This is a genomic window from Streptomyces sp. NPDC047917, assembly GCF_043204345.1.
GTDB classification, from domain to species: Bacteria; Actinomycetota; Actinomycetes; order Streptomycetales; family Streptomycetaceae; genus Streptomyces; species Streptomyces sanglieri.
Genome location: NZ_JBIDCA010000005.1, coordinates 496069 through 519086, shown reverse-complemented (window position 1 = coordinate 519086; position 23018 = coordinate 496069). Strand labels below are relative to the sequence as shown.

At 72.5% G+C, this 23018-nt stretch carries 13 protein-coding genes and 1 pseudogene; 6 read left to right on the top strand and 8 right to left on the bottom strand.

Annotation, left to right across the window (positions count from 1 at the left end):
• Positions 1-58 precede the first annotated feature (58 nt).
• The 4 genes and pseudogenes from ACGF8B_RS15090 to ACGF8B_RS15075 all read left to right on the top strand — a co-directional run.
• A pseudogene (locus ACGF8B_RS15090) lies at positions 59-1450 on the top strand (alpha-amylase family protein); the annotation flags it as partial.
• A 200-nt stretch (positions 1451-1650) separates the two neighbouring features.
• Positions 1651-6969: a pullulanase-type alpha-1,6-glucosidase gene (pulA, locus tag ACGF8B_RS15085; RefSeq protein ID WP_392738205.1), complete on the top strand. Its 5319-nt coding sequence runs from the start codon at positions 1651-1653 to the stop codon at positions 6967-6969.
• Between the two features lie 188 nt (positions 6970-7157).
• Positions 7158-9194 (top strand): ATP-binding protein, encoded by a 2037-nt coding sequence (locus ACGF8B_RS15080; RefSeq protein WP_392738202.1) that lies wholly within the window; start codon positions 7158-7160, stop codon positions 9192-9194.
• A gap of 97 nt (positions 9195-9291) precedes the next feature.
• Positions 9292-9642: a 5-carboxymethyl-2-hydroxymuconate Delta-isomerase gene (locus tag ACGF8B_RS15075; RefSeq protein WP_392738368.1), complete on the top strand. Its 351-nt coding sequence runs from the start codon at positions 9292-9294 to the stop codon at positions 9640-9642.
• A gap of 12 nt (positions 9643-9654) precedes the next feature.
• Here the strand turns inward: ACGF8B_RS15075 and ACGF8B_RS15070 are convergent, their stop codons facing one another.
• The 6 genes from ACGF8B_RS15070 to ACGF8B_RS15045 all read right to left on the bottom strand — a co-directional run bounded on the left by ACGF8B_RS15070 (position 9655) and on the right by ACGF8B_RS15045 (position 18408).
• Positions 9655-10377, bottom strand: coding sequence for a TetR/AcrR family transcriptional regulator (locus tag ACGF8B_RS15070; protein WP_392738199.1), 723 nt, complete (start codon positions 10375-10377; stop codon positions 9655-9657).
• A 72-nt stretch (positions 10378-10449) separates the two neighbouring features.
• Positions 10450-11532, bottom strand: coding sequence for a PDR/VanB family oxidoreductase (locus tag ACGF8B_RS15065; protein WP_392738196.1), 1083 nt, complete (start codon positions 11530-11532; stop codon positions 10450-10452).
• A gap of 2 nt (positions 11533-11534) precedes the next feature.
• A complete protein-coding gene (locus ACGF8B_RS15060) occupies positions 11535-12440 on the bottom strand; it encodes a metal-dependent hydrolase (RefSeq protein ID WP_342287357.1) in 906 nt (301 codons plus the stop codon).
• A gap of 76 nt (positions 12441-12516) precedes the next feature.
• A complete protein-coding gene (locus ACGF8B_RS15055) occupies positions 12517-14445 on the bottom strand; it encodes a hypothetical protein (RefSeq protein WP_392738193.1) in 1929 nt (642 codons plus the stop codon).
• Between the two features lie 91 nt (positions 14446-14536).
• Positions 14537-17668: an alpha-N-acetylglucosaminidase gene (locus ACGF8B_RS15050; protein WP_392738190.1), complete on the bottom strand. Its 3132-nt coding sequence runs from the start codon at positions 17666-17668 to the stop codon at positions 14537-14539.
• A 194-nt stretch (positions 17669-17862) separates the two neighbouring features.
• Positions 17863-18408: a carboxymuconolactone decarboxylase family protein gene (locus ACGF8B_RS15045; protein ID WP_392738187.1), complete on the bottom strand. Its 546-nt coding sequence runs from the start codon at positions 18406-18408 to the stop codon at positions 17863-17865.
• A gap of 82 nt (positions 18409-18490) precedes the next feature.
• On the opposite strand from ACGF8B_RS15045, the gene ACGF8B_RS15040 reads away from it, so the two are divergent.
• Complete coding sequence (locus ACGF8B_RS15040) at positions 18491-18982, top strand: MarR family winged helix-turn-helix transcriptional regulator (protein WP_392738184.1); 492 nt, start codon at positions 18491-18493, stop codon at positions 18980-18982.
• 147 nt (positions 18983-19129) lie between these two features.
• Complete coding sequence (locus ACGF8B_RS15035; protein ID WP_392738182.1) at positions 19130-20782, top strand: alpha-L-fucosidase; 1653 nt, start codon at positions 19130-19132, stop codon at positions 20780-20782.
• 49 nt (positions 20783-20831) lie between these two features.
• Here ACGF8B_RS15035 and ACGF8B_RS15030 read toward each other — a convergent pair whose 3' ends face one another.
• Together ACGF8B_RS15030 and ACGF8B_RS15025 are read right to left on the bottom strand one after the other, a co-directional pair.
• The gene (locus ACGF8B_RS15030) at positions 20832-21479 is read right to left on the bottom strand and encodes a LuxR C-terminal-related transcriptional regulator (RefSeq protein ID WP_392738179.1); all 648 of its coding nucleotides are present in this window, start codon (positions 21477-21479) and stop codon (positions 20832-20834) included.
• A complete protein-coding gene (locus ACGF8B_RS15025) occupies positions 21464-22732 on the bottom strand; it encodes a sensor histidine kinase (RefSeq protein WP_392738176.1) in 1269 nt (422 codons plus the stop codon). The genes ACGF8B_RS15030 and ACGF8B_RS15025 overlap by 16 nt, the downstream gene beginning before the upstream one ends.
• Positions 22733-23018 lie beyond the last annotated feature (286 nt).

Genomic DNA, 23018 nt, shown 5'->3' with positions numbered 1-23018 from the left:
CGCGTTGCCACGTGAGGCTGCACCGTCACCCGCATTTCCCCCCACAGCAGGAGGAAACATGGCACGCAGACCACTGTCCGCGGCGCTCGCCCTGGCAGCAGGCGCCGCCGTCCTCATGTCCCCGACCGCGACCGCCAGTGCCGCCGCCCCCGGCGACAAGGACGTCACCGCGGTTCTCTTCGAGTGGAAGTTCGACTCGGTGGCCAAGGCGTGCACGGACACGCTCGGCCCGGCCGGATACGGCTACGTACAGGTCTCGCCGCCCCAGGAACACATCCAGGGCGGTCAGTGGTGGACCTCGTACCAGCCGGTCAGCTACAAGATCGCCGGACGGCTCGGCGACCGCGCCGCCTTCGCCGCCATGATCGGCACCTGCCACGCGGCCGGCGTCAAGGTCGTCGCGGACTCCGTCATCAACCACATGTCGGCCGGATCGGGCACCGGCACCGGTGGCTCCTCGTACTCCAAGTACGACTACCCCGGCGTGTACTCCGCGGCCGACATGGACGACTGCACCGCGCAGATCAGCAACTACCAGGACCGCGCCAACGTCCAGAACTGCGAACTCGTCGGCCTCGCAGACCTGGACACCGGCGAGGACTACGTACGCGGCCGGATCGCCGCCTACCTCGACGACCTGCGCTCCCTGGGTGTGGACGGCTTCCGGATCGACGCGGCCAAGCACATGCCCGCCGCGGACCTGGCGAACATCAAGTCACGGCTGAGCGACCCGGACGTGTACTGGAAGCAGGAGGCGATATACGGCGCGGGCGAGGCCGTCTCGCCCGACGAGTACACCGGCACCGGGGACGTCCAGGAATTCCGGTACGCCCGAAGCCTCAAGCAGGTCTTCAACAACGAGAACCTCGCCTATCTGAAGAACTACGGCGAGGGCTGGGGCTTCATGCCCTCGTCGAAGGCGGCGGTCTTCGTCGACAACCACGACACCGAGCGCGGCGGCGACACGCTGAACTACAAGGACGGCGCGAACTACACCCTCGCCAATGTCTTCATGCTCGCCTGGCCGTACGGCTCGCCCGATGTGCACTCCGGCTACGAGTGGTCCGACAAGGACGCGGGCCCGCCCAACGGCGGCACGGTGAACGCCTGTTACAGCGACGGCTGGAAGTGCCAGCACGCCTGGCGCGAGATCTCCTCCATGGTCGGCTTCCGCAACACCGCGCGCGGCGAGTCCGTCAGCGACTGGTGGGACGACGGCGGTGACCGGATCGCCTTCGGCCGCGGTTCCAGGGCGTACGTCGCGATCAACCACGAGGGCTCCTCGCTGACCCGTACGTTCCAGACCTCGCTGCCCGCCGGTGACTACTGCGACATCCAGTCCGGCAACGGGGTCACGGTGAACGGCTCGGGCCAGTTCACCGCGACCCTGGGCGCGAACACGGCACTGGCCCTCCAGGTGAACGCCCGTACCTGCACGGGCGTCGGCACCACGGGCTGACCGGGGCGACCGGGGGCGGGGGCGTACCAGGGCGATCCCCGCAGGACGGCGCAGCAACAGAACGGCTCGCTCGCGGTGCCGGACGAGTCCGCGCCGTCCGGGGAGACGCCCTGATGGGCCCCCGCCCCACCCCGCCACCCGACGAAGACCCCCACCCCGAGCCCCCACCCGTACACAAGGAGAACCAGCCCGTGTCCCGTTCCACCCTCAGGCGGGGAGCCGTCGCTGCACTCTGCGCGGCACTCCTCCCCGTCGTCCCGGCGGCCACCGCGTCGGCCGCGCCGAGACCTCCGGGCCCGCCCTCGGACGCGAAGCTCGTCCGGGCGCCCGCACGGCACGACCTGACCCGTGAGCAGTTCTACTTCGTCATGCCGGACCGGTTCGCGGACGGCGACAAGTCCAACAACCGCGGCGGGCTCACCGGTTCGCGCCTGGAGACCGGGTACGACCCCACGGACAAGGGCTTCTACCAGGGCGGCGACCTCAAGGGCCTGACCGAGCGGCTCGACTACATCAAGGGCCTCGGCACCACAGCCATCTGGCTCGCCCCGATCTTCAAGAACCGCCCCGTCCAGGGCACCGGCAAGGACGCCTCGGCCGGCTACCACGGCTACTGGATCACCGACTTCACCCGGGTCGACCCGCACTTCGGGACCAACGCCGACCTGACGAAGCTGATCGACAAGGCCCATGCCAAGGGCATGAAGGTCTTCTTCGACGTCATCACCAACCACACCGCCGACACCGTCGACTACGCCGAGAAGACCTACGGCTACCGGCCGAAGGGCGCCTACCCGTACCTGGACGAGGACGGCCGCCCGTTCGACGACAGCAAGGGCCTGGCGAAGGTGGACGCCGACTCGTTCCCGTACACCCCGCGGAACACCGCGAACGACAAGGTCCCGGCCTGGCTCAACGACCCGGCGATGTACCACAACCGGGGCGACTCGACCTTCGCCGGCGAGTCCGCCGAGTACGGCGACTTCTCCGGGCTGGACGATCTGTGGACCGAACGGCCCGAGGTCGTGACCGGCATGGCGAAGATCTACGAGAAGTGGGTCCGCGACTTCGGCATAGACGGCTTCCGGATCGACACCGTCAAACACGTCGACCTGGACTTCTGGACCCAGTGGGCGACCGCCCTGGACACCTACGCGGCCCAGCACGGCCGCAAGGACTTCTTCATGTTCGGCGAGGTCTACTCCGCCGACACCGCCGTCACCTCGCCCTACGTCACCCGGGGCCGGCTCGACGCGACGCTCGACTTCCCCTTCCAGGAAGCGGCACGCCAGTACGCCTCCCAGGGCGCCCCGGCCTCGAAACTCTCCGCCGTCTTCGGCGACGACTACCGCTACACCACCGGGAGGGCCAACGCCTACGAGCAGGTGACCTTCCTCGGCAACCACGACATGGGCCGCATCGGAACATTCCTGAAACAGGACAACCCGAAGGCCGACGACGCGGAACTCGTCCGGCGCGCGGAGCTCGCCAACGAGCTGATGTTCCTGGGACGGGGCAACCCCGTCGTCTACTACGGCGACGAGCAGGGCTTCACCGGGGCGGGCGGTGACAAGGACGCCCGCCAGACCATGTTCGCCTCGAAGACCGCCGACTACCTCGACGACGACGAACTGGGCACCGACCGCACCCACGCCACCGACGCGTACGACCCGAAGCACCCCCTGTACCGGAACATCGCCGCGCTCTCCGGACTCACCCGGAAGAACCCGGCCCTGCGCGACGGCGTACAGACCGAGCGCTACGCCGAAGGATCCGTCTACGCGTTCTCCCGCACGGACCCCGAGAAGCCCAACGAGTACCTGGTGGCCGCCAACAACGGCACCACCCCGAAGACCGTCGAGCTGCCCACCGCGTCGGCCAGGATGAACTTCCGCACCCTGTACGGCGGTTCCTCGACCATCCGCAGCGGATCCGACAAGAAGGTCACCGTCACGGTCCCCGCCCTCTCCAGCGTCGTACTGCGCGCCGAGAAGCCGCTGGACGACCCCGCCGCCAGGCCCTCGATCACCCTGAAGGCGCCCGCCGCCGGGGCCACCGGCACCGTCGAGATCTCCGCCGACGTCGACGGCGGCGGGCTGAACCGGGTCGTCTTCGCCGCGCAGACCGGCAACGGGAAGTGGACCACGCTCGGTTCCGCCGACCACGCCCCGTACAAGGTCACCCAGCACCTGGACGGCAAGGTCGCGGCAGGCACCCCGCTGCGCTACAAGGCGGTCGTCGTCGACCGCACCGGACGCACCGCGAGCGCCCGCGCCGAGACCACCGCCGGACAGGCCCCCGCCCCCGAGAAGCCGGTGGCCGTCGAGCGCGACCACGCCGTCGTCCACTACAAGCGCGCGGACGGCGACTACACCGGCTGGACGCTCAGGTCCGGTGACCGGACCGCGCGGTTCACCGGGCGCGACGCCTACGGGGCCTTCGCCTGGCTGAAGCCCGACGAAGGCGCCTCCACCGTCCCGTACACCGTCGAGAAGGACGGCGCCGCCGACGGGCCGCAGCGCACCGTCGAACTCGCCAATACCGGACAGGTCTGGATCGAGCAGGGCCGGGACGGCCAGGCCGACAAGGCCCCCGACGGCGCCTACCCGCCGCAGGACACCACCAGGGCCGTCCTGCACTACTACCGGCCCGACGGCGACTACGACGGCTGGGGGCTGCACACCTGGACCGGCGCCAAGGACCCCACCGACTGGGCGAAACCCCTCCAGCCGGTGAAGAAGGACGCCTCCGGAGTCACCTTCGAGGTGCCGCTCACCGACGGCGCCACCTCGCTCTCCTACATCCTGCACAAGGGCGACGAGAAGGACCTCCCCAGCGACCAGTCGCTCGACCTCGCCACCTACGGGCACGAGGTCTGGATGCTCGGCGCGACCCCCGGCTACCTGCTGCCCCAGACCGGCGGTGTGCCCACCCCCGACCTCACCAGGGCCGAGGCGCAGTGGATCGACGCCGACACCGTCGTGTGGAAGGTGAAGACCACCGGCGCCACCAGCCAGCAGCTCGTCTACGCGAAGGACGGCTCCCTCTCCGTAGTCGACGGAGCGCTCTCCGAGGAGGGGCAGTGGCTGCGGCTCACCCCGTCCGCGCTGACCGACGCGCAGAAGGCGAAGTACCCGCACCTCAAGGACTACCCGGCGTTCACCGTCGACGCCCGTGACCGGGACCGGGTCCGTGAGGCGCTGCGCGGTCAGCTGATCGCCACCCAGCGCGCCGCCAACGGCGCCCTGCTCGCGGCCACCGGCGTACAGAGCGCGGGCGTGCTCGACGACCTGTACGGCAAGCACGCGGCCGGCGCCCCGCTCGGCCCGGTCTTCGGCCGCGACGGCCGCCCCACCCTCTCGGTCTGGGCGCCCACCGCCCGTACCGTCGCCCTGGAGCTCGAAGGCCGCAGCCTCCCGATGCGCCGCGACGACCGCACCGGCGTCTGGTCCGTCACGGGCCCGAAGAACTGGAAGGGCAAGCCCTACCGTTACGCGGTCGACGTCTGGGCGCCCTCCGTCGGCAGGATGGTCACCAACAAGGTCACCGACCCCTACTCCACCGCCCTGACCACCGACTCCGCCCGCAGCCTCGTCGTCGACCTGGACGACCCGGCCCTCGCGCCGAAGGGCTGGTCCGGGCTGCGGAAGCCCGCCGCCGTACCGCTGCGCGACGCCCAGATCCAGGAGCTGCACATCCGCGACTTCTCGATCGCGGACCGCACCTCGAAGCACCCCGGCGAGTACCTCGCCTTCACCGACACCGGCTCCGACGGGATGAAGCACCTCAAGCGGCTGGCGGACTCCGGCACGAGCTATGTCCATCTGCTGCCCGCCTTCGACATCGGCACCATCCCCGAGAAGAAGTCCGCACAGCAGAAGCCGGCCTGCGACCTGTCCGTGTACGCCCCCGACTCCCACGAGCAGCAGGCCTGCGTGGCGAAGGCCGCCGCGAAGGACGCCTTCAACTGGGGTTACGACCCGCTGCACTACACCGTCCCCGAGGGCTCCTACGCCTCCGACCCCGACGGCACGAAGCGCACCGTCGAATTCCGGCGGATGGTGCAGGGCCTCAACGGCACGGGGCTGCGGACCGTCATGGACGTCGTCTACAACCACACCGTCGCCTCCGGCCAGGACGACAAGTCCGTGCTCGACCGGATCGTGCCCGGCTACTACCAGCGGCTGCTGGACGACGGCACCGTCGCCACCTCCACCTGCTGCGCCAACACCGCCCCCGAGAACACCATGATGGGCAAGCTGGTCGTGGACTCGGTGGTCACCTGGGCCAAGGAGTACAAGGTCGACGGCTTCCGCTTCGACCTGATGGGCCACCACCCCAGGGCGAACATCCTCGCCGTCCGCAAGGCACTCGACGCGCTGACCGTGGCGAAGGACGGAGTCGACGGGAAGAAGATCATCCTGTACGGGGAGGGCTGGAACTTCGGCGAGATCGCCGACGACGCCCGCTTCGTCCAGGCCACCCAGAAGAACATGGCCGGCACCGGCATCGCCACCTTCTCCGACCGGTCCCGCGACGCCGTACGGGGCGGCTCCCCGTTCGACGAGGACCCGGGCGTACAGGGCTTCGCCACCGGCCTCTACACCGACCCCAACGCCTCGGCCGCCAACGGCACGAAGGCCGAGCAGAAGGCCCGGCTGCTCCACTACCAGGACCTGATCAAGGTCGGCCTCACCGGCAACCTCGCCGACTACACCTTCACCGACTCCTCGGGCCGCACCGTCAAGGGCTCCGGCGTCGACTACAACGGCGCCCCCGCCGGATACGCCGCGGTCCCCGGCGACGCCCTCGCCTACGCGGACGCCCACGACAACGAATCGCTGTACGACGCGCTCGCCTTCAAGCTCCCGGCGGGCACCCCGGCGGCCGACCGGGCCCGCATGCAGGTCCTGGCGATGGCGACGGCCACCCTCTCGCAGGGGCCCTCGCTCTCCCAGGCGGGCACCGACCTGCTGCGCTCCAAGTCCCTGGACCGCAACTCGTACGACAGCGGCGACTGGTTCAACGCGCTGCACTGGGACTGCCGCGACGGCAACGGCTTCGGCCGCGGACTGCCGCCGGCCGCCGACAACGAGCCCAAGTGGTCCTACGCGAAGCCGCTGCTGGCCGATGCCGCGCTGAATCCCGGCTGCGCACAGATCGACGGCGCGTCCGCCGCGTACCGGGACCTGCTCACCATCCGCTCCACCGAGCAGGACTTCTCCCTCGCCACCGCCGGGCAGGTGCAGTCCGCCCTGTCCTTCCCGCTCTCCGGGAAGGACGAGACCCCGGGGGTGATCACCATGCGGCTCGGGAAGCTGGTGGTCGTCCTCAACGCGGCCCCCGGCACGGAGACCCAGACGGTCGCCGAACTGGCGGGGAAGAAGTACGCCCTGCACCCCGTCCAGGCTGCGGGCGCGGATTCTACTGTCAAGAAGTCCACATATGACCGGAGTTCGGGAAGATTCACCGTCCCGGGACGTACGGTGGCGGTGTTCTCCCTGAGTTGAGCCCGGACAGGGCTACGTTGGGAGGCAGCAGCCGTCGGGGAATGCCGCAGCACCGCACCCCCGGCGCGCCCTCCCACCCCCGGCCGGTCCCGGCCCCTCTCCGGACGGCACAGGCATCCCGCATGCCTGTGCCGCACCGGAACCAGGGTCCGGGACCGGCCGGTCCACCTGTTTCAGCGACGGTGACCATGGCGAGCAACATCCCCGAGGAGACAACGAGCTTTGTCGGACGGAAAGCCGAACTTGCCCGGCTCGAACACACCCTCGCCACGCACCGGCTGACCACGCTCACCGGCAGCGGTGGCGTCGGCAAGACCCGGCTCGCGGTCCGCGCCGCCCGGCAGGCGGCGGCCGGACACCGCGACGGCGCGTGGTGGGCCGACCTGTCGCCGCTGCACGACGACGGACTGCTCATCGCGACCGTCTCCGACGCCGTCGGGCTCTCCGACCACACCCTGCGCATGCCCATCGACGCCCTGTGCGAATGGCTCGTCGACAAGGAGATGCTGCTGATCCTCGACAGCTGTGAGCATCTGCGCCCCGCCTGCGCCCACCTGCTCGGCGAGATCCTCACGACATCGCCCGGTCTCACCGTGCTCGCCACCAGCCGTCAGCCGCTGAACACCAGGGGCGAACAGGTCGTCGAGGTGGACCCGCTGCCCGTCGAGGGCGCGGCGGACGCCCTGACGCTGTTCCGGGACCGGGCATCCCTGGCAGCCCCCGGGCTGGCCCTGGACGAGCCGGGGAACGCCGAGGCCGCCGCCGAGATCTGCCGCCGCGTCGAAGGCATTCCGCTCGCCGTCGAACTCGCGGCCGGGGCCCTCGGCCGGGACACCGTCCAGCAGGTCGCCGCCCGGATCAGGACCTGCTTCGACGTGCCCGCCGACGCCTCGGTCTGGCCGCCGCGCCACCGCACCCTGCGCACCGCCATCGGCTGGAGCCACGAGCTGTGCACCCCGCTGGAACGGCTGCTGTGGGCCCGGCTGACGGTCCTGCGCGGCGACTTCGACGAGGCCGCGGCCCGCGAGGTCTGTGCCGGGGGACCGCTCAGCCCGGACGGTGTGAGCAGGGCGCTGAAGGGCCTGGTCGCCAAGTCCGTCGTCGGCCGGGACGGCGTACGGCACCGCATGCTCGACACCATCCGCGAGTACGGACGGATGTGGCTCGCCGAACTCGGCGAGGAGCGCGCCGCCGCCGACCGGCACGCCGCCTGCTTCCTCGGGCTGGCCCGCAACGCCCACGCCGGCTGGACCGGCGACGACCAGATCAGCTGGTACCACCGCATCGCCGAGGCGCACGCCGACCTCTGCGCCGCCCTGGACCACCTGCTGGCCCACGACACCGCGGCCGCCCAGGAGATGGCCGGCCGGATCGGCTTCTTCTGGTGCTGCTGCGGCCATCTCCCGCAGACCCGCGAATACGCCCGGCGCGCCCTGGCCGCCGGACCGGCCGAGGGCCCCCACCGCACCCGCGCCCTGTGGGTGCTGGGCATCACCGTCATGCTCCAGGGCGACTACCCGGCCGCCCGCCGGGTGGGCCGCGAGTGCACCAGGGAGGCCGCGCGCGACGGCACCGACGAGGGCATCCTCGCCGCCGCCTATCTGTGCGGCCTCACCCATCTGATGACCGGCCGCCCCGAGGCGGGCCTGCGCGAGGTCGACCGGGTGCTGCGCTCGACCGGCACCGCCACCCCGCTCGAAAAGGCCTACCGGCTGCGCTGCCGGCTCATCACGGTCTTCGCCCTGACCGGCCTCGGACGGCTGGACGAGGCGGCGGAGGCGGCCTCGGTGCTGCGCGCGGTCTGCGAGGCCCAGGACGAGTGCTGGACCCGCAGCTACGTCGACTACCAGCTCGCCCTGATCGCCCTGCTGCAGGGCGACGCCGAGACCTCCGCCGCCCACGCCCGCTCGATGCTGGCGGGCAAGCACCGCATGCGCGACCGCTTCGGCATCGCGCTGGGCCTGGACATCCTGGCCGCGGCGATCGCCGCCCAGGGCGCGGGTGCCCGCGCGGCCCGGGTCTACGGCACCGGGCAGGTGTACTGGCGGATGGTCGGCCAGCCGCAACGCGGCACCCCCGAACTGGAACCGCTGCGCGCGGCATGCGAACGCCAGGCCCGCGAGGCCGTCGGCGACGCCGCCTACCAGCGGGCCTTCGAACGGGGCCGGGCGGACAACGCGGAGGTCGGCCTGGCAGCCGCACTCCAGGGCGAACTGCTCATGTAGGGCCCGGTCGGTGCCCCTTGCACGGACATGTCGATCGGCGTAAGGGTGAGGTCCGACAACGGGCCGTCCCCCTCGGCCCCGCAACGAGGAGCGCATGATGCCGCAGATCACCGTCGACTACTCCGCCGAGCTCGACGACAGCTTCGACCGCCGCGGCTTCGCGCTCGCCCTGCACCCGCTGATCGCCGAGACGGTCACCACGAAGATCGCCGCCTGCAAGACCCGCTTCCGGCGCGTCGAGGACTTCGTGGCCGGTGACGCGCCCGCCGGTGACGCGGTCCTGCACATAGCGATCGCGATGCTGCCCGGCCGCAGCGCGCAGACCAAGGCCCGGCTGACCTCCTGCGTACTGGAGTTGGCCGCGGCGCACCTCGTACCCGGCCCCGGCGTCACCGTCCACGCGTCGGCGGAGACCCGGGACCTGGACCCGTCCTACGACAAGCGCTGAGCCACGCCGCCGCTACGGCAGCCGCTGCGCGGGTACGGCGGGTACGGCGGGCGCCAGCGCGGAGAGGCGGTTCAGCAGCTCCCCGAACGGGCCGTCCGCCGGCTCCTGTCCGAGCACCCGCAGCACGATGCCCGCCATCTCCGCGTCGTACGCGGCGCTCACCGCGGCCAGCGCGGCGAAGTCGTGCACCAGCTGCACCTCCAGCTCCTCGCGCGGAATCCGCCGCCCGTCCAGCCAGATCAACGCCGTCGACTCGGCCAGCGACACCCAGGAACGCACCACCAGCTCCAGCCGGGCCGGCGGATCCTCCACCCCCAGGTGGGCCAGGATCTGCTCGCAGGCGGCCTGCCGCACCCCGTCTATCATCGCGTTCGCCGTCGAGGACCCCGCAGCGGGACCGCCCCGCATCAGCGCCGAGAACCCCGGACCGTGTTCTTCGACGAAGTCGAAGAACCGCCCCATCACCTTCAGCAGCCTGGTGCCGAGCGGACCCTCGCGGGGCTCCACGAACCGGGCCGCCAGCTCGTCGGCGGCCCGTCGCAGCGCGGCCTCGTACAGGCTCTGCTTCCCCGGGAAGTAGTGGTAGACCAACGGCCGCGAGATCCCGGCGGCGGCCGCGATCTCGTCGATCGACACCTCGTCCGGGGCGCGGTGACTGAACAACTCCAGCGCGACACCGATCAATTGCTGTCTGCGCTCCTCGACGCCCATCCTGCGCCGCACCCCGGTCGTCATGCTGGACAGCGTACCGAGTGGGACGGCTGGGCAGGGGCGGCGGGCGGCCCCGATCTCGCCGCCGCGCCGTCGCTACAGATCCAGCACCAGCCGCTCGCCCCGGCACCGGGACACACAGATCAGCATCGAGTCGTCCCGCTCCGAGTCCGTCAGGAGCTCGTCGCGGTGGTCGATCTCGCCCTCCAGGACGCGCTGTCGGCACGTTCCGCAGAAGCCCTGCTCGCAGGAGTACGAGACGTACGGCAGTTCCTCGCGGACCGCCGCCAGCACCGACCGGTCGGCCGCCACCCGGACCGTGCGGCCGGAGCGGCGCAGCTCGACCTCGAACGGGCCGGAGCCGGCCGACGGGCCGGCCGCCGCCGTGAAGCGCTCCAGATGGAGGGTGCGGCCGGGCGGGAGGGCGGCGGTGACCGCGTCCATCAGGGGCTCGGGGCCGCAGCAGTAGACGGCCGTGCCCTCCGCCGTCCTCGCCAGGGCCGCCGCGGCGTCCGGGTGGCCCGCCTCGTCCTCGGCGACCACCGTCACCCGGCCGCCCTCCGCGCCCAGCTTCTCGATCTCGTCCAGGAACGGCATCGAGGCGCGGGTCCGTCCGCCGTACAGCAGCCGCCAGTCGGCGCCCGAGGCGGCGACGGACCTCAGCATCGGCAGGATCGGGGTGATGCCGATGCCGCCCGCGACGAACAGGTACGCGGGGGCGCCGGCGAGCGGGAAGCGGTTGCGCGGGTCGCGGATCTCCACCTCCTCGCCCTCGTGGAGCTGCGCGTGGACCTCGCGGGAGCCGCCCCGGCCGTCCTCGACCAGCCGCGTCGCGATGGTGTACGTGTCGGGGTCGGCCGGGTCGCCGCACAGCGAGTACTGCCGGACCAGGCCGGAGGGCAGCAGGAGATCGAGGTGCGCGCCGGGCTGCCACGGCGGCAGGGCGGAGCCTTCGAGACGGAGCTGTACGACACCCTCGGCCGGGGTGGTCCGCTCGGTGATCAGCAGTCGGCGGGTGGCGGTGGTCCGGCGCCCGGAGTGGCCCGAGACCGGTTCCTCCAGGGCCGGCAGCGGCCACAGCGGGGAGTTCTGGATCCGGCGGTGCAGGGCGCGCCTGGCCAGCAGTGCGGCGCCCGCGACCAGAACGACGGTGCGCGGGCGGGGCAGGGGGAGCGGCATGGTCAGCTGGTTCCCGTCGTACGGGCCTCGGCGGCGGTGGCCGCGGGCGAGTGGGCGAGATAGTCGATGGCCTGGGCCGTGCTGCCCTCCTGCGAGGGGTGGTAGTCCCGGCTCAGATAGCGGGGGACCGAACGCAGCAGATCACCGGTGGCGGGCAGGGTGCCGCGCTTCCCGCCGACGTAGAAGTCCTTGAACGAGCCCTTGCCGTTCAGCAGGCTCGGGTCGTTCTCCATGAAGAAGCGGATGCCGCGCTGCCAGAGGAAGACCAGCGCGCTGAACGCCGTGGCCCAGGTGCGGGCCCGGCGCGGGTAGCCGCCGTCGACATGCATGAACACCTCGAACGCGACCGAGCGGTGCTCGACCTCCTCCGCGCCGTGCCAGCGCAGCAGGTCCAGCATCATCGGATCGGCGCCGCGCCGGTCCAGCTCGTCGGCGTTGAGCACCCAGTCGCCGAGGAAGGCGGTGTAGTGCTCGATCGCCGCGATCAGCGCCACCCGCTCCATCAGCCACCACTTGCGCGCCCGGCCCGGCGGCAGCGTCCGGTCGCCGAGCAGCTTCTCGAAGAACCAGTCGACCTGCGCGGTGTACGGCGTCGGGTCGAGACCGAGCTCCTTCAGGCGGGGCAGGACGTCGTCGTGCGCCTGGGAGTGCACGGCCTCCTGGCCGATGAAGCCGATGACGTCCTGGCGCAGCTGCTCGTCGTGGATGTACGGCAGCACCTGCCGGTACACGTGGATGAACCAGCGTTCCCCGGCCGGCAGCAGGAGGTGGAGCACATTGATGGTGTGCGTGGTGAACGGGTCGCCCGGCACCCAGTGCAGGGGAGTCTTCTCCCAGGCGAAGGAGACCTTGCGGGCCTTGAGAGGTGTCCGCTCCGAGGCGACCGGCGCCGGCTGCGTGTTAGACATATTGTCAATGTACTGAGAGGTAAGCCGCCGGAACAGGGGCGTGCGGCGAATTCCTGACGCCCGGGAGAGCGCGCGGTCAGCGCAGCGCGCCCGCCCGACTGCCGTCCACCAGCGTCCCGTTCAGCCGCGCGCGGTCGCCCGCCCGGGCCGGCGCGGCGAGCAGCCGGCCGTCGGAGCGCGCCGCGACCCCGCCCGACGCGGTCAGCGAGGCGAACTGCGCACTGCCCGCCGCCAGTACGTACCAGTGGCCGCCCCGCGACTTCCACAGCACCCCGGCCAGCACCCGGGGGTCACGGGCCCCGCAGGCCGGGGAGTCCTCGGCCCTGGCCGCGACCGCCCCGGGCGGCCCGCCCGTCGCGGCGGCCGGCGCCGACGGGGCCTGGAACTGGGCGAGGACCCGGCTGCCGGTACCCCGCCAGGTCTCCGCCCGGGTGCAGAGCCAGCCCGCGGAGCCGTTGCCCTCGGGCAGCGACTGCACGGCGTACTGCCAGGAGTTCACCGACCGCACCCCGTACGAGCGCACCTCGGACAGCAGACAGGCGGTCCGCGCCCAGCCGTCCCGCTCGGCCCGCCCGGTGACATCGTGCGGCGCGGACGGCGGGCCCGAGGTGAGCCGGGCCGGGGCCAGTTCGCCGAGGTCCGCCATCAGCCGGGCCGACCGGCCGTCGCGGACCTCGACCACCTCCCAGGCGCGGCAGCCGCGGGCCGTCGCCGGACTGGTCAGCGCGGCGGTCACCCCGTCGGGTCCGCGCCGCAGCGGACGCGGTGCGGTGCCCGGCGCCAGCAGGTCCCGCACCGAGACCGCCGTCACCCAGGGCGCGGTGAGGTAGCGGATCCGGTCGCCCGCACGGGCCACGATCAGCGCGACGGCCGACGCCCGGTCCGCGCCGTCGACCCGGGCGAAGTCCAGGGCGACACCCCCGTCCCGGCCGGCCCCCAGCGGCTCCGCGTACCGCACGACGCGCAGCCCGTCGTGGAACAGCACCACCGCCACCCCGTCCACCTCGCCCGCGTACAGCAGTTGCGGCGCCCCCATCGGAGGCCCGACGGGGGTGTCCGGGGTCGCCGAGGAACGCACCGTGTCGTCCGGGTGCGCCCAGACGGTGAGCGCCCGGCGCAGCAGCCCGGTGTCCCCGGCACGGCCGCCACGGGTGGGCCAGGAGGTGAAGTCGGTACGCGTCGAGCGCTGCCAGAACGTCGCGGACACCCGGTTCACCCTGCCCGGATCCAGGGCCTGTCCGGCGACGGCGGCCCGGGTGTGCTGCGCCCCGGACGGAGCGCCGCGCCCCCAGCCCTCGCCCAGCAGAGCCCCGCACACCAGCAGCGCCGCGACGGCCGCCAGTACCGCCTTCGCGTACCGGCGGCGGCGCAGCAGATCCGGCGGCCTGGCCTGGAGCGAGCAGGGGTCGAACTCCGGGGAGCCGAGGAGCGCGTGCGGCGCCGGAACGCCCGCCGCCTCCGCGAGTGCCGCGTACGGGTCCGCCACCCCGGCGTCCGCGAGCACCCGCCGGACCTCCGCGTCGGCCAGCCCCTCCAGGCCGCGCAGGGCGTGGGCGGCGCGGCCGGGACCGGAGAGCGCCGACAGGGCGTTCTCCAGGGCGAGTCCGTCCGAGCCGCCGGAGTGCGGGAACAGCCGCAGCCCCCACACGAGCGGGAGCGGCGACGGCAGCCGGGCGCGCCCGGACCCGGGGCGCGGGCGGCCCGCCGCCAGGGCCGCCCGCAGCACCCGGCGCCGGGCGTGCGCGTACGACGGGTCCACCGCCGCCGCACCGCCGGGCCCGCGCGGCACCGGGACGCCGCCCCCGGCCCCCGCCCGGTGCCCGGACAGCAGGCACCGCTGGGCCAGCGCGTGCGCCTTCAGCACCCGGCGGTGGCTGCCGAGTGACGGCGGCAGCACGAGATAGCCGAGCCGGACCAGCCGGGGATAGTGCTCGACGAGCGCCGCCCCGGCCTGCTCCCCGTCGGCCGGGGCGGCTGCGGAAGGTACTTCTGGCAGTGGACGCACGTTCAGCAGAACGAGCGAATCGTGCGATGGTCACCCCGGCCCGGCCCGGCCCGGCCCGGCCCGGCCCGGCGCACCGCGACCGGACCTTGTTTCACCGGAGTCGCCACCCGCTGAACTCGACCGTGCCGCGCAGCCCGCTCCCGCCGTTCGTCGCGCTCATGAAGATCCCCACGTCCTGGGCGGCCGCCGTCCCCGGCACCGCGACGGTGGCCACCGTCCGCCAGGTCGCCCCGTCGTCGGTGGAGCAGGAACCCGTGCATCCGTCGCCGGTCCGGGTCAGCCGCAGCAGCACCGGGGCCTTGATCCCGGTGATCCGCCGGTAGGCGTCCAGGGTGCCGTCGCCGTTCGTGTCGTACGAGAGCACCACACCGTTGGACGGTGTCACCGCCAGGTTCAGGAACCCGGCGGAGCCCGGCGCCGCGAGGCTGTTGCGCACCACGAGCCCCGAGCGCGCCCAGCCCCCGGTGTTCTCCTGCGCGTCGACCCGCACGGTCACCTCCGCCCCGTCGGACCACACCCCCTCCTGGTACGCGGTGCCGAACTGGCTGGTGCCCTTCCACAGGTCCTGGCCCGCCCCGTTGATCGCGAACCGCCCGTCCAGCTCCCCGAAGACCGCCGCGTTCGACGTGTACGTGCGCCGGTCCGGCCCCAGCGGCGCCGCCATGTACACCGCGCCGCGCCGCAGATCGCTCACCCGGTCCTCGCCGCGCGGGCCGTAGGCGGTGCTCAGCTCGTACGGCATCGGCCGCAGTGGCGCGGTCAGCGGCTCGGACGGGGCGGTGACCCGCCAGCCCACCGAACCGGACCCGCCCGCCGCGACCTCGTCGAGGTGCGTCCGGCCGGTGGCGGTGGCGTCGAGTCCGGTGAGCGCGAAGTCGATCCGGCCGGTGGGCCGCAGGCCGTTGAGATTGCGGAAGGCGGCCGTCACCGTGCCGGTGCTGCCCGGGGTGAACGCCACCGGATCGGCCAGGACCGTGACGGAGCCCTGGTACGGGGCGCAGGCCAGGGTGTCGAAGACCCGCCGCGCGGTGCGGTGGGCGTCGCCCGTCGCCCGTACCGGATGGGCGTCGGTGCGCCGGGTCCACTCCTCCTCGCCCGGGTACCAGTCGAACGGCTTCGCCGCCCGGCCCTGCGCGAGCGCGTCGGTCAGCTCGTCCAAGTAGGCCTGCCACTGCGGGAGATGGACCCCACCCATCAGCCCGTGCCAGTCGCGGTTGGCGTAGTTGCTGAGATTGTCGGCGGCCGTCCGGTCCGCCCAGGTGGTGATCAGGGTGCGCGCCGTCCACTCCAGCCGCACCGCCTGGGCCGGACTCGTCGCCAGCCGCTTGGCGTCCTCCAGCCACGGCCCCAGCAGGAAGGCCCGGTGGCAGCCCGACACGGTGTCCGCCAGCCGCATCAGCTTCAGCCAGAGCGCGGCCAGCGTCCGGAACCGTGCCACGTCCTTGTCGGCCTGCGCGGCCCTCAGCTGCGGCAGCAGGATCCGGGAGCGGCAGGCGAGCGCCTGCCGGGCCAGATCGGTGAGGTCGTAGCGGTAGGTGTCCGAGTCGCGCAGGGACGGGCGTACGTCGAGGAGCGCCGCGAACGCCCGGTCGAAACCGGCCGGGTCGAAGGCGAAGCCGGTCGAGGCGGTGATGCTCGGCCTGCGGGAGAAGAGGGAGTCGACGGGGCGCCCGTCGGTGCTCGTCAGCCGGTACGCCGTGTCGGCCAGCGCGGCGAACGCCGCCTGCGCCGAGCGGTCCCGGCCGCCGTAGCGGAACGTCGGGTACGCCCGGAACCACGCCTGGCGGTCCACCTTCTCGCTGCGCCAGGCCAGCTCGCTGAACAGCTCGAACGCCGCCGGATCGCGCTCGGCCGCCTCCGGCATGTACGCCGTGCCGGCCAGGGCGCTGCCCGGCCTGTCCCGCCAGGCCGTGAACTTCTCCGTCCAGCGGTCGGTGTTGGCCCCGATGGTCGTACGGCCGCCGAAGTTCGGGATGGTGCCGAAGGCGTACGGGGCTCCGCCCCAGTCCTTCTCCCGGTCGGTGACGGTGTCCAGATCGGAGAGGCCGTCGACGATCAGCAGCCGGCCGGTGTCGATCGCCTCCAGCATCGAGGGCCGGGGGTTGGCCTGCCAGCCGAGGATCACCCAGGTCGCTCCGGGGTGCGCGGTGCGCAGCGCCGACTCGACGCCGCGGGCGGCGTCCGGCACCGGGACGTCACCGGCGGTGCCGCCCTCGTGCAGCAGATCCATCTTGAAGTGGTCCGCAGGGCCGAAGAGTTCCTCCTGGTGCCGGTAGAAGGCGGCGGCCACCTCGGCGAAGACGGGGGTGCGGGGGTCGAGCCAGTCGGGCCGCCGCAGCCCGTTCCAGGTGCCCTGCGGGACGGTGCGGGCCCCCGGATTGCGGTCCACGAAGCCGTCCGGGACGGTGCCGAAGTAGCCGGGGAACACCGGCGCCATGCCCAGCTCCCGCATCCGGTCGGCGATGCGCCGCCCCAGGCCGGCCCGCCGGGCGATCAGCTCGGGGCCGAGCGGGCCGCCGTATCCGCTCATGTTCTGGAGCAGCCACCACGGCTGGTGGGACGGCGCGGGCAGCCAGGCGCGGGCCTCGGTGTCGCTGTAGCCGAAGTCCTGGAGCAGCCGGTGGTAGACCGCCTCCTGACCGGCGGTGACCAGGACCTCGTTGCAGCCGTGCAGGGCCAGGACGTCGAGCATCCGTTCCCAGCGCGGCCAGTCGGCGTACGGGGCGGTGTAGCCGTCGTGGGTGTCGTTGAGGGCGAACCGGTGGGGGACCGTCGCGGAGCGTTCGACGGGGGTGCGGGGTGCGGGCAGCCGGCGGGGCAGCCCGGTGCGGCTGCCCGCCCACGAAACGACCGCGTCGCAGCTGTACTTGAGGTACCAGTGCGCCCCGGTCAGGGCGGCGGCCGGGGTGGTGGCGGCGATCTCGACCCGTCCGGTGGTGCCGGTGACGCGGAAGCGGTCGGGGGCCTGCGCGCCCTCGCCCCGGGGGAGGGCGCGCAGGCGGAACTGGTCCGCGTGGTCCGGCAGCAGACGCCGGAGCGCCGCGTGCGCGGGCGCGAGGTCCGGGCCGGGGGCGGACGGTGCGGCGGTGGCGTGCGCGGGGGCGGCGGCCCCGGCCGCGGCGGTGGTGCCGATGGCCGTGGCGGTGCCGATGGCGGCGGCGGTGCCCAGCAGCGTACGTCTGGTCGGCCCGGAGGAGCTGAAGGGCAGGGAGGGTTCCGTCATGTTCCGCACTCCTCGGTGTTGTTCATGGTGGTGCATGCGACAACAGGTATGTGCGGTGCGCACGTTAATGACGGGTGAGGGGGCGGGCAACGGGGCGTACGGCGGGTCCGCGCCGAACCAACTGTTCGGCCGCACGCCGGGGTGGCCGGCCGGGCCCCGGGGCCGCCGGGCACACGCCGGGCGTGCGGGGGCGGTCAGGCGAAGGCGGCCGGCTGCGGGTCGACGGGCGCCCCGGTCATCCGGTTGGCCAGCGTCGACATGGTGTACGTGCCGATGCCGAGGACGACCTCCAGCGCGTTGCGGGCGGTGTACCCGTGCGCCAGGAACGCCTGGAGGGCCGCGTCGTCCACCGCGCCGGCCGTCGCGAGCACGGCCAGGGTGAACTCCCGTACCGCCTCTAGCCGTTCGTCCGGCAGTGCCCGCCGTTCGCGCAGGGCCGCGATCAGCCGGGGGTCGGCGCCGAGTGCGGTGAGCTTCGCGGTGTGCATCGCCACGCAGATGTGGCAGTCGTTGCCGGTCGCCATCGTCATGATCAGGACCTCGCGGGAGAGCGGGTCGAGAGTGCTGGACTCGAAGAGGGCGCTCGCCCGCAGGAAGCCGTCGAGCAGCTCCGGCGAGGTGGCGAGCCGGGCGACGGCGGCGGGCAGACGGCCCTGCTTCTCCGCCACCGCCGCCATGCTGCGGCGGGCGGCGGCGGGGGCGGATTCGAGGGTGTGGTCGGGGAAGACGGAAACGGACATGGCTGACCCCTCCTGATGGCTGCACAGGCTAAAATCGACAACGTGATTGACGAAAAGGTAAACCAGGTTGTCGAGTTCTGCAATGGCTGAGCGGCGGGGGGAGGTGTCCGGGGCGGACGCGGCGGGCTTCGAGCTGCCCGTGCTGCTGTTCGCCGGATTCCGGTCGATCATCGACGAGTTGCACCGTGACCTGGCCGGACAGGGGCACGCCGAATTCCGCCCCGCGTACGGCTACGCGCTCCAGGCCGTCGGCCGCGACGGGGCGACCGCCAGCGAGATCGGCCGGCGGCTCGGGGTCTCCAAACAGGCCGCCGGTAAGACCGTGGAGCGACTCGAAGGGCTCGGCTACGTGGAGCGCGCCGACGACCCCCGCGACGGCCGGCGCAAACTGGTCCGGCTGACCGCGCGGGGCGTGGACGTCCTGGTCAGGTCCGCCGAGGGGTTCGACCGGCTGCGTGCCCGCTGGGTGGAGGTGCTCGGCGCCGACCGGGTGCGCGCGATGGAGGCGGACCTGCGCACGATGGCGCCCGAGGGTGCCTTCCGGCTCGATGCGCCGGGCTGGTTCAACGACTGAGCCCGCCACCGGGCGCGCTTGGACTTTGCGTACGAGAGATAGGACGTATCTCGTACGCACCCTTCCCGTGGGTTCATGTGTGCGGCAGCATGCCCACGTTGGCACCCAAGAGATCCGACCAATGCTGGTCGGGAACGGGAGGGAACCATGGCACGACGTACCCGTGTGCTCAGTGCGCTCGCACTGGTGGCGGCCGCCGCGCTCGTCCCCGTACAGGCGACCGCGCACCAGCGGCCGGCGCCACCGGGCACCCCGTGCGGCGCGCCGGTGAAACCCGCCTCGCAGATGACGGTGGAGTCCTGCGACAGCCCCGACCGGATCATCGAGAAGGCCGCGAACATCGTGCCCACGCCCGGCCAACTGGCCTGGCAGCAGCGGGAGGTCACCGCCTTCACGCACTTCGGGATGAACACCTTCACCGACCGCGAGTGGGGCTCGGGCACCGAGGACGAGAAGCTCTTCGCACCCAAGGCCATCGACGCCGACCAGTGGATGCGCGCCTACAAGGCCGCCGGTGTCGAACAGGTCATGCTCACCGCCAAGCACCACGACGGCTTCGTGCTCTACCCGAGCCGCTACACCGACCACTCGGTCGCGCTCAGCCCCGGCAGCCCCGATGTCGTGGCCGCCTACGTGAAGGCCGCCCGCAAGGCGGGCCTCAAGGTCGGGCTCTACCTCTCGCCCTCCGACGGCGCCGAACTCCCGCACGCCTGGCACGCCCGCTGGGTCGACGAGATCCGCGCGAAGCAGGCCGAGGGCGAACCGCTCAGCCTGCCCGAGCGCATGGCCCTGGAGGACGGCGACCGCGCCCCGGCCGGCGAAGGCCGTTTCGGCAACGGCAGCCCGGTCACCGAGCGCACGATCCCCACCCTCGTCCCCGGTGACGACCGGGCCGCCGCCGTCCGGAGCGGCAGGCTGCCCGCCTTCCGGGTGAAGGCCGACGACTACGACACGTACTACCTCAACCAGCTCTACGAACTGTTCACCCAGTACGGCCCGATCGAGGAACTCTGGCTGGACGGCGCCAACCCCTGGTCCGGCTCCGGCATCACCCAGAAGTACGACGTCAGGCAGTGGTTCGACATGGTGAAGGCGCTCTCGCCGAACACCGTCGTCTTCCAGGGCCCGCAGGGCGTGCGCTGGGTCGGCAACGAGAACGGCACCGCCCGCGAGACCGAGTGGAGCGTCACCCCGCACACCACCGACCCGTGGACCGGGCTCGGCAGCCTCCCCAACGACTCGACCGACCCCGACATCGGCTCCCGCGCCAAGCTCCTCGACCCGGCCGTCAACCACCTCCAGTGGTACCCGGCCGAGGCGGACGTCTCGATCAGGCCCGGCTGGTTCCACCACCAGGACGAGCGGCCGAAGACGCCCGCCCAGTTGATGAACCTGTACGAGAAGAGCGTCGGCCGCAACGCCTCCCTGCTGCTCAACGTCCCGCCGGGCAAGGACGGCCGGATCGACGACGCCGACATCGCGTCACTGACCGCCTTCGGCGCCGACGTACGCCGGATCTACGGCACCGACGTACGCGAGCAGGGCCCCGCCCCGTACACCTTCGACCGGATCGCCGTCCGCGAGGACATCCGGCACGGGCAGCGCGTGGAGAGGTTCGCCGTCGAGGCCCGCGTCGCCGGGAGCTGGCAGCGGATCGCCGAGGGCACCACCATCGGCCACCGCCGCATCCTGCCGCTGGCCTCACCCGTCACCGCCACCTCGGTACGCGTGAAGGTGCTGGAGTCGCGGGCCGCCCCGCACCTGGGGGCGACGACCCTGCACCTGAGCACCGCACCGTGACCCCTCGGCCGCGCGGCCCCCACGCCGGGGTCGCGCGGCCGTACGTCACTCAGCCCCGGTCGAGATAGGCGAGCACCGCGAGGACCCGGCGGTTGTCGTCGTCGGACGGCGGCAACGAGAGCTTCCCGAAGATGTTCGAGGTGTGTTTGGCCACCGCCCGCTCCGTGACCACCAGCTGCGAGGCGATCGCCACGTTGGAACGGCCCTGCGCCATCAGCTCCATGACCTCCAGCTCGCGCGGGGTGAGCATGCCCATCGGCCGGTCCTGCGAGCGCCGCGACAGCAACTGCGAGATCACCTGTGGGTCCATCGCGGTGCCGCCCGCCGCCACCCTGCGCACCGCGTCGACGAACTGCTCGGCGTCGAAGACCCGGTCCTTGAGCAGATAGCCGATGCCGCCGTTGCCGTCCGCCAGCAACTCGCGCGCGTACAACTGCTCCACGTGCTGGGAGAGCACGAGCACCGGCAGACCCGGCTTCGCCCGCCGGGCCGCCAGCGCGCACTGCAGGCCCTCGTCCGTGTGGGACGGCGGCAGCCGGACGTCGACGATCGCGACGTCCGGCTCCGACTCGGCGAAGGCGCGGGTCAGTTCGGGCCCGCTCTCGACGGCTGCCGCGATCTCGAAGTCGTACGCCTCCAGCAGGCGGACCAGACCGTCGCGCAGCAGGAAGAGATCTTCGGCTAGGACAACTCGCAAGGGATCTCCATGGTCACCATGGTGGGACCGCCCGCGGGGCTGCTGACGGCCATGATGCCGTCGAATGTACCGAGTCGGCGTTCGATTCCGCTCAGTCCGGATCCGCCGCCGACCGTCGCACCGCCCCGGCCGTTGTCGGTGACGGACACCCGCAGCATGGCGTCCTCGTGGTGGATGTCCACCCAGACACGGTCCGCCCCCGAGTGCTTGGCCGCGTTGGTCAGCGTCTCGCTCACCGCGAAGTACGCGGCCGACTCGATCGCGGCGTCCATCCGGCCGCCCAGCTCCGCCCCGACCTCCGACTCGAACGGCAGCCGCAGCGCCAACGCCCGTACCGCGTCCCCGAGTCCGCGCTCGGCGAGGACCGGCGGATGGATGCCCCGGACCAGGTCGCGCAGCTCGGTGAGCGCCTCGGCCGACGACTCCCGGGCCATGGCCAGGAGCTTCTTCGCCTGCGCCGGGTCCTTCTCGATCAGCGCCTCGACCGTCCCCAGGCTCATGCCCATCGCGACCAGCCGGGCCTGCGCGCCGTCGTGCAGATCGCGCTCGATGCGCCGCAGCTCCGAGGCGGCGGTGTCCACGGCCTCGTGCCGGGTCTCGGTCAGCCGGTCGATGCGCCGGACCAGCTCCTCGTCCTGGGTGGGGGCCAGCATCGCGCGGGCGATCACGAAGTGCAGCCGCAGCAGCCGCTCGCTGACCAGCACCCCGGTCACGAACAACGCCGCACCGAGCGCGGCGGCGGCCAGGCCCGTCTCCTGGCTGGAGACCCGGACGAAGCCGTACCAGTAACCGTCGTCGGTGAAGACCCGCCACAGCCCGGCCGCCAGCACGACACCCTCCACCGGGTAGATGAGCAGCGCGGCCGCCAGCGTCGCCACCACATAGCCGGCCGTCATGTCGACCAGCAGCCACCGGATGTCGCGCCAGGTCGCCGGGTCCTTCAACATCAGTGTGGTCCGCTCCACCTGCCCGGTGAACCCGGTGCGCAGATCCTTCGGGAAGGGGCGGTACGGGACCGGTATCCGGATGTCGAACCAGGTGACCGCGAGCAGCCGGCGCCGGTTGGCGTGCTTGCGGACCAGCTCCAGCACGTAGGGGGTGGTGAACAGGCCGACACCCAGCGGGATGAAGGCGATGGAGAGCACGGCCCATACGAAGAGCGTGATCGAAGTGGCCAGGCTCGCGACCGACAGCACGAGCCCGCGCCCGGCGGCCCGTATCGCGGCCCTTGTCCGTCCCTGCATCGCGTTCATCCCGGCCCGTCTCCCCTCGTGGGGTCCTCCTGCCGGACCCGCTCCGCAGACAGTCTCACCCGGTGGCGGCCCCGGGCGTCAGCCGTTTCGCCACCCGGGCGGGGTGTACCCAGCAACACCCCGCCGACCTCGCCCTACGGCTCCCGGGCAGGGGGGCCCGGCGGCTGGGGCGGACGGCTCCGCGTTCCTAGATTCATGGCGTCCACCAGCGGTGCCGTGTCCGGCGCCGCGAACTTCCGGCTACATCTGACTCCTGGGGGCGAACACGCCATGAGGCGCAACCTCG

What these genes read in the sequence shown, in the direction of transcription:
- ACGF8B_RS15080 (WP_392738202.1), top strand. Translation starts at nt 7,158, where the DNA reads ATGGCGAGCAACATCCCCGAGGAGACAACGAGCTTTGTCGGACGGAAA.
- ACGF8B_RS15050 (WP_392738190.1), bottom strand. Translation starts at nt 17,668, where the DNA reads ATGACGGAACCCTCCCTGCCCTTCAGCTCCTCCGGGCCGACCAGACGT.
- ACGF8B_RS15065 (WP_392738196.1), bottom strand. Translation starts at nt 11,532, where the DNA reads ATGCCGCTCCCCCTGCCCCGCCCGCGCACCGTCGTTCTGGTCGCGGGC.
- ACGF8B_RS15025 (WP_392738176.1), bottom strand. Translation starts at nt 22,732, where the DNA reads ATGAACGCGATGCAGGGACGGACAAGGGCCGCGATACGGGCCGCCGGG.
- ACGF8B_RS15060 (WP_342287357.1), bottom strand. Translation starts at nt 12,440, where the DNA reads ATGTCTAACACGCAGCCGGCGCCGGTCGCCTCGGAGCGGACACCTCTC.
- ACGF8B_RS15075 (WP_392738368.1), top strand. Translation starts at nt 9,292, where the DNA reads ATGCCGCAGATCACCGTCGACTACTCCGCCGAGCTCGACGACAGCTTC.
- ACGF8B_RS15035 (WP_392738182.1), top strand. Translation starts at nt 19,130, where the DNA reads ATGGCACGACGTACCCGTGTGCTCAGTGCGCTCGCACTGGTGGCGGCC.
- ACGF8B_RS15040 (WP_392738184.1), top strand. Translation starts at nt 18,491, where the DNA reads ATGGCTGAGCGGCGGGGGGAGGTGTCCGGGGCGGACGCGGCGGGCTTC.
- ACGF8B_RS15070 (WP_392738199.1), bottom strand. Translation starts at nt 10,377, where the DNA reads ATGACGACCGGGGTGCGGCGCAGGATGGGCGTCGAGGAGCGCAGACAG.
- ACGF8B_RS15045 (WP_392738187.1), bottom strand. Translation starts at nt 18,408, where the DNA reads ATGTCCGTTTCCGTCTTCCCCGACCACACCCTCGAATCCGCCCCCGCC.